This is a genomic window from Kitasatospora nipponensis (assembly GCF_039528135.1).
Lineage (GTDB): Bacteria > Actinomycetota > Actinomycetes > Streptomycetales > Streptomycetaceae > Kitasatospora > Kitasatospora nipponensis.
Map to the genome: position 1 here is coordinate 17,515 of NZ_BAAALF010000109.1, position 10,085 is coordinate 27,599.

9 protein-coding genes are annotated in these 10,085 nt (G+C 74.6%); 5 read left to right on the top strand and 4 right to left on the bottom strand.

The window, feature by feature from the left end:
* Window positions 1-16 precede the first annotated feature (16 nt).
* From ABD323_RS25825 to ABD323_RS25835, 3 genes are all read left to right on the top strand, one after another.
* On the top strand, window positions 17-1,930 hold the full coding sequence (locus ABD323_RS25825; protein ID WP_344444348.1) for an ATP-binding SpoIIE family protein phosphatase: 1,914 nt from the start codon (window positions 17-19) through the stop codon (window positions 1,928-1,930).
* Between the two features lie 190 nt (window positions 1,931-2,120).
* Window positions 2,121-3,179 carry a saccharopine dehydrogenase gene (locus ABD323_RS25830; protein ID WP_344444349.1) on the top strand — a complete coding sequence of 353 codons (1,059 nt, stop codon included), beginning with the start codon at window positions 2,121-2,123 and terminating at the stop codon, window positions 3,177-3,179.
* Window positions 3,172-4,371: a saccharopine dehydrogenase family protein gene (locus ABD323_RS25835; RefSeq protein WP_344444350.1), complete on the top strand. Its 1,200-nt coding sequence runs from the start codon at window positions 3,172-3,174 to the stop codon at window positions 4,369-4,371. Before ABD323_RS25830 ends, ABD323_RS25835 begins: the two co-directional genes overlap by 8 nt.
* 60 nt (window positions 4,372-4,431) lie before the next feature.
* Here ABD323_RS25835 and ABD323_RS25840 read toward each other — a convergent pair whose 3' ends face one another.
* On the bottom strand, window positions 4,432-5,343 hold the full coding sequence (locus ABD323_RS25840) for a LysR substrate-binding domain-containing protein (RefSeq protein ID WP_344444351.1): 912 nt from the start codon (window positions 5,341-5,343) through the stop codon (window positions 4,432-4,434).
* Between the two features lie 226 nt (window positions 5,344-5,569).
* Between ABD323_RS25840 and ABD323_RS25845 the strand changes: the two genes are divergently transcribed.
* Window positions 5,570-6,121: a peroxiredoxin gene (locus tag ABD323_RS25845; RefSeq protein WP_344444352.1), complete on the top strand. Its 552-nt coding sequence runs from the start codon at window positions 5,570-5,572 to the stop codon at window positions 6,119-6,121.
* A 5-nt stretch (window positions 6,122-6,126) separates the two neighbouring features.
* Entirely contained in the window at window positions 6,127-6,657 is a 531-nt protein-coding gene (gene ahpD, locus ABD323_RS25850; protein ID WP_344444353.1) for an alkylhydroperoxidase, AhpD family, read from the top strand.
* An 11-nt stretch (window positions 6,658-6,668) separates the two neighbouring features.
* Here the strand turns inward: ahpD and ABD323_RS25855 are convergent, their stop codons facing one another.
* The 3 genes from ABD323_RS25855 to ABD323_RS25865 all read right to left on the bottom strand — a co-directional run.
* Window positions 6,669-7,403, bottom strand: a complete 735-nt coding sequence (locus tag ABD323_RS25855; RefSeq protein WP_344444354.1) for an HNH endonuclease family protein — start codon at window positions 7,401-7,403, stop codon at window positions 6,669-6,671.
* A complete protein-coding gene (locus ABD323_RS25860; RefSeq protein ID WP_344444355.1) occupies window positions 7,400-8,743 on the bottom strand; it encodes an AAA family ATPase in 1,344 nt (447 codons plus the stop codon). Before ABD323_RS25860 ends, ABD323_RS25855 begins: the two co-directional genes overlap by 4 nt.
* Before the next feature lie 9 nt (window positions 8,744-8,752).
* Window positions 8,753-10,085 (bottom strand): AI-2E family transporter (locus tag ABD323_RS25865; RefSeq protein WP_344444356.1); only part of this gene is annotated, 1,333 nt, incomplete at its 5' end.

Genomic DNA, 10,085 nt, shown 5'->3' on the forward strand with positions numbered 1-10,085 from the left:
GTAAGAACGGGCAGCCGTGCGCGACCTTCCCTCTCCCCAGGCCGGCCGGCCGCCCGCCGTCGCGGTGCAGCGCCGGTCCTCGCCCACGCCCCGGACGTCCACCGAGAACACCCTGCCCGCCACCACCGGCGGCCCGGGCTCCGCCGCGCCGCCGCTGAACCTGCGGGTCCGTCAGGCCCTGACCGAGCGGATGGCCTACCTCAACAACGCCACCCGGCTGATCAACCGCAGCCTGGACCCGGCCGGCACCGTCCGCAGCCTGGCCAAGGTGCTGGTGCCGGCGCTGGCGGACGCCGCCCTGGTGCACCTGCGCGAGCCCGTCCCGCCCGGCGAGCGCGAGCGGGGCCGCGGGCCGGCGCTGCGCCTGCACCGCGCGGCGGGCACCAGGCTGGGCGCCGCCCGACGCACCGTCACCCCGCGCCCGGACGGCGCGGTCGCCCAGGCGCTGCGCCAGCCGGGGCCGTGCGGGCCGGTGGCGCTGGCCACCGCCGCGGGCGAACGGCTGCGCCCGCTCTTCGCCGAGCTCTACGGCGCCCGCGCGCTGGCCGGCCTGGCGCACGGCACCGCGCTGCTCGCGCTGCCGCTGCACGGGCGCGAGAAGGCGGTGCTGGGCCTGCTGGTGCTGATCCGCCGCCCCTACGAGCAGCGCGGCTCGGGCCCGCGGGCCGGCGAGGTGCGGCCCGCGCACTGCGGTCCCAGCAGCTACCGCAGCCCCGGCGAGAGTGACGGCAAGGAGCCGGCCCGCTTCGATCCGGCCGACGCCCAGACCGCCGCCCACCTGGCCACGCTCGCCGGCCTCGCGGTCGACACCGCCCAGCGCTACACCCGCGAGTCGGAGATCGCCGGCGAGCTGCAGCGCAGCATGCTGCCCGCCCACCTGCCGCAGCCGCACGGGGTCCGGCTCGCCCACCGCTACCTGCCCGGGGAGAGCGAGACCCAGGTCGGCGGCGACTGGTACGACGCGATCCCGCTGCCCGGCAACCGGGTGGCGCTGATCGTCGGCGACGTGATGGGCCACTCCCTCACCTCCGCCGCGATCATGGGCCAACTGCGCACCAGCGCCCAGACGCTGGCCGCCCTGGACCTGCCGCCGCACGAGGTGCTCTACCACCTGGACGAGCAGGCCATGCGGCTGGGGCGCGAACAGCACCTGGCCACCTGCGTCTTCGCGGTCTACGACCCGATCGCCAACCGGATCGTGGTGGCCAACGCCGGCCACATGCCGCCCGCGCTGATCCACCCGGACGGGCGGGCCGAGCTGCTGGACCTGCCGGCCGGCGCGCCGATCGGCGTGGGCGGGGTCGACTTCACCTCCACCGAGCTGGCCGCCCCGCCCGGCTCGGCGCTGCTGCTCTTCACCGACGGGCTGGTGGAGTCCCGCCGGCGCCCGATCAGCACGGGCCTGGAGCGGCTGCGCGAGCGGCTCTCGCACGCCCATCAGCACTCCCCCGAGCAGCTGTGCCAGGAGGCGCTGCGGATCCTGCCGCCGGGCGAGCGCGGCGACGACATCGCACTGCTGGCCGCCGCCTTCGACGGCATCCCGGCCGAGGACGTCGCGTACTGGTTCCTGCAGCCGCGGCACGAGACGCCCGGGCGGGCGCGCCGGCTGGCCGGGCACGCGCTGCGCCGCTGGGGGCTGGAGGAGCTCACCGAGAACACCGAGTTGATGGTCAGCGAGCTGGTCACCAACGCGATCCAGCACGCCACCCGGCCGGTGACGCTGCGGCTGGTGCGCACCTCGGTGCTGCGCTGCGAGGTGGGCGACGACAGCCCGCAGCTGCCGCGCCGGCGCCGGGCCGGCCCGCAGGACGAGCGCGGGCGCGGGCTGCACCTGGTGGCCAAGTGCTCGGAGCGGTGGGGTTCGACCCGGCTGGGCGGCGGCAAGGTGGTCTGGTTCGAGCAGCGGCTGCCGCTGGTCGCGGCTCTGTAGCCGCGGCCCGCGGGGGGCGCTCCGGGCGTCCTGTGGGCGGACTTGAGCGCGGTGTGGACGATGGTGCCCGCAGGGCGGGCCCCACCAGGCGCCCCCGGGGGCGCCGGCTGCGTGTCCTGGGAGGTGTCCCGGCGGTTCACCAGCGCGAGTGGCGAGTGCCACCAGCACCGACCGAAAGGACGACCCTCCGATGGACACCCCACGGCTGTGGCTGCGGCACGAGGCGCGCGGCACCGAGCGGCGGGCCCCGATCGTGCCCGCCGACGCCCGACGCCTGGTCGAGCAGGGCATCGAGCTCACCGTCGAGGAATCCCCGCAGCGGATCTTCCCGCTCGCCGACTACACCGCGGTCGGCTGCCGCACCGCGCCGGCCGGCTCCTGGGTGCGCGCGCCGCGTGACCAGTACATCCTCGGCCTCAAGGAACTTCCCGACGAGCCGGCCGAGTTGACCAACCGGCACATCTTCTTCGGGCACGCCTACAAGGGCCAGTCGGGCAGTGCGGAGCTGCTGGGCCGGTTCGCGGCCGGCGGCGGCGCGCTGCTGGACCTGGAGTACCTGGTGGACGAGGCGGGCCGGCGGCTGGCGGCGTTCGGCTACTGGGCCGGCTACGTGGGCGCGGCGCTCGCCGTGCTGCACGCGCGCGGGGTCCTGGGCGTGCCGCTGCAGCCCAGCGGCAAGGCGGAGTTGGACGCGGCGCTGCGCGACTCGCGGACCACCGGCGAGTACCGCGCACTGGTCGTCGGCGCGCTCGGGCGGTGCGGGCGCGGGGCGCGCGACGCCCTGGAGGTCGCCGGCCTCACCCCGACCTGCTGGGACCAGGCGGAGACCCGCGAGCTGGACCGCGCGGCACTGCTGGAGCACGACCTGCTGGTCAACACCGTGCTCACCACCCGCCCCATCCCGCCGTTCCTGCGGCCCGAGGACCTGGCCGACCCGGCCCGGCGGCTCTCGGTGGTCTGCGACGTCACCTGCGACGTCACCTCCGACTGCAACGTGCTGCCGATCTACCGGGAGATCACCCAGTGGGACCGCCCGGTCCACGCGTTGGGCCCGGCCGGACACCCGCTGGACCTGATCGCCATCGACAACCTCCCCTCGCTGCTGCCGGCCGAGGCCAGCGCGGCCTTCTCCGCCGAGCTGGCCCCGCAGCTGCTGACCCTGGGCGACCCGGCCGGGCCCTGGCAGCGCTGCCTGACCACCTACCAGCAAGCAAGCCTCGCCGACGCCCTGGAGGGCAGCCATGCCTGAGTCGATATCCGTTCCCGCCGCGCGCACCGGCGCCGTCCCCGGGCAACCGGCCGCCGCCAGCGGCACCGTGCACTGGGTCGGGGTCGGGCTCTCCACCGGCAGCACCGGACTGGGCCTGCTCTGCGACCAGGCCCGCCGGGTGGTCCTCTGGGGTCGCACCGAGCAGCGGGCCACCGAGCGGCTGGCGGCGCTCGGCCTGACCGGGCGTGCCGAGCCGCGGGCGCTGGAGCCCGGCGCGCTGGCCGGCGAGGTGCGCGCCGGTGACGTGGTCGTCTCGATGCTGCCCGCCGACCGGCACGGCGAGTTGCTGCGGCTGTGCGTCGAGCGCGGTGCGCACTTCGCCTGTTCGAGCTACGTCTCGCCGGCGATCCTGGCCGAGAGCGAGGACGCCGCGCGGGCGGGCCTGGTGGTGCTCACCGAGGCCGGGCTGGACCCGGGCATCGACCACCTGCTGGCGCACCGGCTGGTCGCGCTGGGCACCGAGGCGCTCGGCGAGGGGCCCGCCCAGGCCGACTTCACCTCGTACTGCGGCGGCGTGCCGGCGGTGCCCAACGACTTCACCTACCGGTTCAGTTGGGCGCCGCGCGGGGTGCTCACCGCGCTGGGATCGCCGGCCCGCTACCTGGAGAACGGCGAGCCGCTGAGCGTGCCGCACCCGTGGCAGGCGACCCGGCCGCTGATCCTGGCGGGCGAGCGGTTCGAGGTCTACCCCAACCGCGACAGCGTGCCGTTCGTCGAGCAGTACGGCTTCCCGTCCGCCTGGCAGCGCGAGACCTTCGTGCGCGGCACCCTGCGGCTGGCCGGCTGGCAGGCCGCCTGGGAGCAGGTCTTCGACACCGTGCGCAGCGGTGACGCCGAGCGGATCACCGCGCTGGCCGACGAGTTGGCGCAGCGCTACCCCACCACCGCGACCGACCTGGACCGGGTGGTGCTCACCGTGGCGCTGCGGCTGCGCACGCCGCAGGGGGCGAGCTGGTCGGGCACGTACCTGCTCGACCTGGTCGGCGACGAGCGGGAGAGCGCGATGGCCCGCTGCGTCTCGGTGCCGCTGGCCCTGGGGGTGGGCCGGATCCTGGCCGGCGCGCTGCCGGCCGGCCTGCACCGGGCGGTCCGCGAGGAGAAGGAAGTCGAGCACTGGCTGGCGCAGTTGGCCGAGTACGGGCTGACCGCCGAGCTGAGCACCGGCTTCTGAGGCCGCCGGGCGCCCGCCGGCCACCCCCGGCGGGCGCCCAGGGCCTCTCCGGGCGAGGTCCTACTCCACCAGGCGCACCGGCAGGTCGCCGAGCACCGCGCGCAGCGAGTGCGCGAAGCGGTCGTACTCCTCGGCGCGGGCCGAGCCGGGCCGGGTGGCCAGGCCGATCCGGCGCCCCGGGGCGGGCTCCGCGAAGTGGGCGGCGGCCAGCCGGTCGGTGCGCCCGGCCTCCACCTCCAGCGCGGTCGCCGGCAGCAGGGTGACGCCCAGTCCGCCGGCCACCAGCTGGACCAGGGTGGAGAGTCCGGCCGCCCGGGTGGACCCGCCGCCGGCCTCGGCGCCGACCTCGCGACACAGGTCGAGGGCCTGGTCGCGCAGGCAGTGGCCCTCCTCCAGCAGCAGCACGTCCAGGTCGAGCAGGGCGTCGCGCGGCACGTCGGTGCGCCCGGCCAGCGGGTGCTCGGGCCCGGTGACCAGGACGAAGTCCTCGTCGAAGAGCGGGATGTCGCGGGTGGGCGAGGTGCCGCCGGCCGGCAGCGCGAGCAGCAGCAGGTCGAGCCGTCCGGCCGCCAGGCCCTCCAGCAGCGAGGGGGTGCGCTCCTCGTGGACGTGCAGTTCGAGGTCGGGGTAGCTCTCGCGGACCAGCCGCAGCACGGTGGGCAGCAGGTAGGGCGCCACGGTGGGGATCAGCCCCAGGTGCAGCGGCCCGGTGAACGGGCGGCGGGCCGCCTCGACCTCCTCGGTCAGGTCGTGCAGCGAGGCCAGCACCCGGCGGGCGTGCCGGGCCACCCGCTCCCCCAGCGGTGTGATGATGACCCGGCGTGTCGTACGCTCCACCAACTGCACCCCGAGTGACTCCTCGAGTGCGGCGAGCGCGCCGGAGAGCGCGGGCTGGCTGGTGCCGACCGCCGTCGCGGCCTCCCGGAAGTGCCGGTGCTCGGCGAGCGCGACGAAGGCGCGCAGCTGGGCCACGCTGGGGGTGCGCGGGGCGCCGGCGCGGGCCTGGGCGAGGACGGCGGGCTTCGGGGGCCTGGGCGGCCTAGCTGGGGTACTGATAACTATCTCCGATCAGATGGATCCAGTGTAGCTATTTCACTGATCAGTGGGTGTCGTGTCACTGTGGATCACGTCGGGAAACGTCGAACCATAGGCAATCCGGACATAATGCCCTCACTTTCCACACCCAGGAGAAGCGATCGTGCTCACCATTGGTGACAAGTTCCCCGAGTTCGAGCTCAAGGCCTGCGTCGACCTCGACGCCGCGAACGCCTTCGCCGACATCGACCACAAGACCTACGAGGGCAAGTGGAAGATCGTCTTCTTCTGGCCCATGGACTTCACCTTCGTCTGTCCCACCGAGATCGCCGCGTTCGGCAAGCTGAACGAGGAGTTCGCCGACCGCGACGCGCAGATCCTGGGCGTCTCCGGTGACTCCGAGTTCGTGCACCACGCCTGGCGCAAGGACCACGCCGACCTGCGTGACCTGCCCTTCCCGATGCTGGCCGACGTCAAGCACGACCTGATGCGCGCCTGTGGCGTCGAGGCCGCCGACGGCACCGCCCAGCGCGCCGTCTTCATCGTGGACCCGAACAACGAGATCCAGTTCACCATGGTGACCGCCGGCTCGGTGGGCCGGAACCCCAAGGAGGTCCTGCGGGTGCTGGACGCCCTGCAGACCGACGAGCTGTGCCCGTGCAACTGGACCAAGGGCGAGGCCACCCTGGACGCCGGCGCCCTGCTGGCCGGCTGACCCCGATGGCACTGGACGAACTGAAGGCCGCCCTGCCCGAGTACGCCAAGGACCTCAAGCTCAACCTGAGCGGCGTCATCGGCAACTCGGACCTGCCCGCCCAGCAGCTCTGGGGCACCGTGCTCTCCTGCGCGATGGCCACCGGCAGCCGCGCGGTGCTGCGCGAGCTGGAGCCGCAGGCCAAGGAGATCCTCTCCGAGCAGGCGTACACCGCCGCCAAGGCGGCCGCGGCCGTGATGGCGATGAACAACGTCTACTACCGGACCCTGCACCTGCTCTCCGACAAGGAGTACGGCTCGCTGCGGACCGGCCTGCGGATGAACGTGATCGGCAACCCGGGCGTCGAGAAGGTCGACTTCGAGCTCTGGAGCTTCGCGGTCTCCGCGATCAACGGCTGCGGCCAGTGCCTCGACTCGCACGAGCAGGTCCTGCGCAAGGCCGGGGTCGACCGGGAGACCGTGCAGGCGGCCGCGAAGATCGCCGCCGTGGTGCAGGCGGTCGCCGCCGTCCTGGACGCCGAGGCCGCGCTGGCCTGAGCGCGCACGGGCTAACCCAGGGGCCTGCGCCCACCCGCCGAGGGTGGGCGCAGGCCCCTGAGCACGTCCAGCCCCGCCACCGTCTCCGCGCCGAAGACCAGCGCGGCGCGCGGGGCGGTGCGCAGCCGCAGCATCTCGTAGAGCACGTCCGCGAACGGCTGCACCGCCAGCGCCTGGGCCACCGCGCCGGCCTCGCCCCGCTCGCCGTGCTCGCTCAGGTGCGCCAGGTCGCGCAGCATCGAGCGGCAGCGCACGTACGCCTGGGCCCGGCCGCGCTCCAGCACCGGGCGGTCCAGGCCGAAGATCCGGATCGTCTCGTCGCCCTTGGCGGTGCGGGCCCGGTAGGAGCCGGTGCCCAGCACCAGGTCGAGGTGGTCGGCCGGCTCGTCGGCGGTGGGGTCGATCAGCAGCGGCCGCCCGAGCGGGTCGGTCGGGTAGAGGTCGCGCTTCTGGTTGCTGTTGCAGAACGAGCAGGCCCAGAGGTGGTTCAGCCAGTCGAAGGCGCGCAGCGGGGCCAGCGCGATCGGCTGGAAGTGGTCGATGCTGGTGCCCTCGCTGTCCCCGCAGTACATGCAGCGCGAGAGCCCCGCGGACATCTCCACCAGGTGCGTGCGCAGGTCGCGGCGCACGGTACGGGCCTCGCGCCACTGCTCGCGGGCGCCGCCGCGCTCGGCCAGCCGCTCGGTGCGCGCGGCCAGCCGGGCGGTCAGCTCCTCGGGTAACGGACCGCGCTGCAGCGGGATCATCGCGGGCGTCCCAGCCGGGCGGAGACCTCGTCGACCCGGGCGGAGAGCGAGCTCATCAGGCGGTCGGTCAGCTCCTGGTACTCGGCGAGTTCCTCGTCGGTGGAGTCGCCGGCCAGCACCCGGCCCTCCAGGTCGCCGATCCGGCGCCGGGCCTCCTCCGCCCGGGCGGAGTACGGGGACTCCAGGCCGAAGAGCTCGGAGAGCACCGCGTCGTCGCCGCTGCCGTAGACGATCCGGCGGTAGAGGCCCTCGCCGACGGACTGCGGCGGGAAGTCCTCGTCGACGCCGGCGATCCGGATCAGGCCACCGGGGTCGGCCGCCTGGCAGATGTACGGACTGTGGGTCGAGACGATGAACTGCACGCGCGGGAAGTGCGCCTTGAGCCAGGGGCCGATCCGCTGCTGCCAGCTGACGTGCAGGTGGGCGTCGACCTCGTCGATCAGCACCACGCCGGGCAGCGTGACCGCCCCGTCGGCGTCCTGCGGCAGGACGCCGTAGCAGGACTGGAACTGGCGGACCAGGTCGAGGACCAGGGCGGCCACCGTGCGGTAGCCGTCGCTCAGCTCGCGCAGCGGGAAGTCGGGCCCGTCGACGTTCTGCTCCCCGCGGCGGCCTCGGCGGACCCAGAGGCCGTCCGAGTCGACCTTGGAGACCGTGAAGCCGTCCGGCAGCAGGCCGTCCGAGAGCAGGTGGGTCACCACGTCCAGCGCCTCCTGGGCGCCGGGGCGGCCCTCCAGGCGGCGCACGTGCTGGTCGACCAGCCAGGAGACGCCCTCGGCCAGCGAGGCCTCCTCGTGGAAGAGCGTGGCGAGCCGGCCCACCGGTCCGGCCGAGAGCATCAGACGCTGACTCTCACCGGCCCCGCCGAGCAGCCGGCGGAAGGGACCGTAGCCGGCGAAGAACCAGCCGCGCGGGTTCTCGGCCCACGGTCCGCGCTCGGGGCTGGCCGAGCCCAGCGGGGTCAGCGTGGGGCGCAGCGCACCGAGCGGGAAGGGCGGGCTCTCGCGCGGCAGGGTCCACTCCAGGCCGAGCTTGAGGTCGTACTTGGGCGCCTTGCCGCTGCCGGCCAGCTTGTCCACCGACCAGTCGGGGCGCACGAACGCCTGCACCCAGCCGGTCCGCTCGCCCGCGGTGACCCAGCCGGAGAAGTCGCTGACCAGGCTGCGGGCCACCGAGGGGCCGCCGAGCGCCAGCGCCAGCGCGCGCAGCAGCGTGGTCTTTCCGGCGCCGTTGCGCCCGGCCAGGACCGTCCAGCCGGCCTGCGGGAGCTCCAGCTGCCGCACCTCGCGGGCCGGCGAGAAGCCCCGGATGCCCGAGATGCCCAGCCTGGTCACATACATGACGCCATGTTAGGAGAGGGCGGCCCGCTCTGGGGAGTGGTCGGCGGCAACCGCCTCGTGCGCGGCCCCCTCCGCGGCGGCCACCTGGGCCGCCTCCAGCGCGTTGAACACCTCGTGCCCGGCGGCGTTGCGCTGGCGCAGGTAGCCGACCACGGTGTTGGTGACCGCGATCAGCGGGACCGCCACGATGGCGCCGCCGATGCCGCCGATGATCGATCCCGAGGCCACCCCCAGCACCACGCCCAGCGGGTGCACCCGCACCGCGCGGCCCAGGATCAGCGGTTGCAGCAGGTGTCCCTCGATCTGCTGCACCGCGATCAGCACCACCAGCACCATCACCGGGGTGTAGATGCTGTGGCTGGTCACCAGGGCCACCAGCACCGCCAGCGCGCCGGTGACCAGCGCCCCGACCAGCGGCACGAAGGCCCCCAGGAAGATGAGCACCGCCAGCGGCATCGCCAGCGGCACCCCGAGCAGCTGGATCCCGATGCCGATGCAGAGCGCGTCGATGAAGGCGACGAAGACGGTGCCGCGCACGTAGGCGGTCAGCGTCGCCCAGGCCTTGGGGCCGGCCCCGGCCATCGCGTACCGGGACTGCCGGGGCAGGCCGCGCAGCACCCAGCTCCAGATCCGCGCGCCGTCGTAGAGCAGGAAGTAGGTGGTGAAGGCGGCCAGCAGGACGCCGGTCACCACCTCGATGACGATGCTCACGCCGGTGAAGCCCAGCGAGGTGATCTGCTCGGTGTTGCTGCCGATCGCCAGCTGGACCTGCTTGGTGAAGTCGGTCAGCTGCTGCGGCGTCAGGTGCATCGGCCCCTTGAGCAGCCAGTCGTGCAGGGTGCCCACGCCGTCCTGGGCCTGCTTGGAGACGTCGGAGATGTGGGTGGTCACCTGCCAGACGACGAACCAGCCGACCAGCCCGATCCCGGCGAGCCCGGTCAGGAAGGTGCCGGCGGCGGCTATCGCGCGCGGCACGCCGTGCCGGCGCAGCCAGGAGACCGCCGGCTCCAGCAGGGCGGAGATCAGCACGCCGGCCAGCAGCGCGAAGGCGACCAGCCGGAGCATGTCGACCACGTAGAAGATCACGTAGAGCGCGGCACCGAGCAGCAGCAGCCGCCAGATGGACTCGGCGGCCACCCGCAGGCCCCACGGCACCGCCTCGGCCGGGGTGGCCGCGCGCGGGTAGGGGTCCCGGCGCGCCAGCTCGGCGAGCACGGGCGGGGCGGGGGTGGTCGGGACGGCGGCGGTGGGGGCGGGGGCGGCGGCGGGCGAGGGCGCGGGCGCGGCGGTGTCGACGGCGGCGGGGACGGGGGCCGGGGCGGTGGTGGCGGGCGCGGACGTG

Bases quoted from the DNA above. Each gene is read 5' to 3' on its own strand.
- ABD323_RS25860 (WP_344444355.1), bottom strand. From the start codon at position 8,743: ATGTATGTGACCAGGCTGGGCATCTCGGGCATCCGGGGCTTCTCGCCG.
- ABD323_RS25855 (WP_344444354.1), bottom strand. From the start codon at position 7,403: ATGATCCCGCTGCAGCGCGGTCCGTTACCCGAGGAGCTGACCGCCCGG.
- ABD323_RS25830 (WP_344444349.1), top strand. From the start codon at position 2,121: ATGGACACCCCACGGCTGTGGCTGCGGCACGAGGCGCGCGGCACCGAG.
- ABD323_RS25835 (WP_344444350.1), top strand. From the start codon at position 3,172: ATGCCTGAGTCGATATCCGTTCCCGCCGCGCGCACCGGCGCCGTCCCC.
- ahpD (WP_344444353.1), top strand. From the start codon at position 6,127: ATGGCACTGGACGAACTGAAGGCCGCCCTGCCCGAGTACGCCAAGGAC.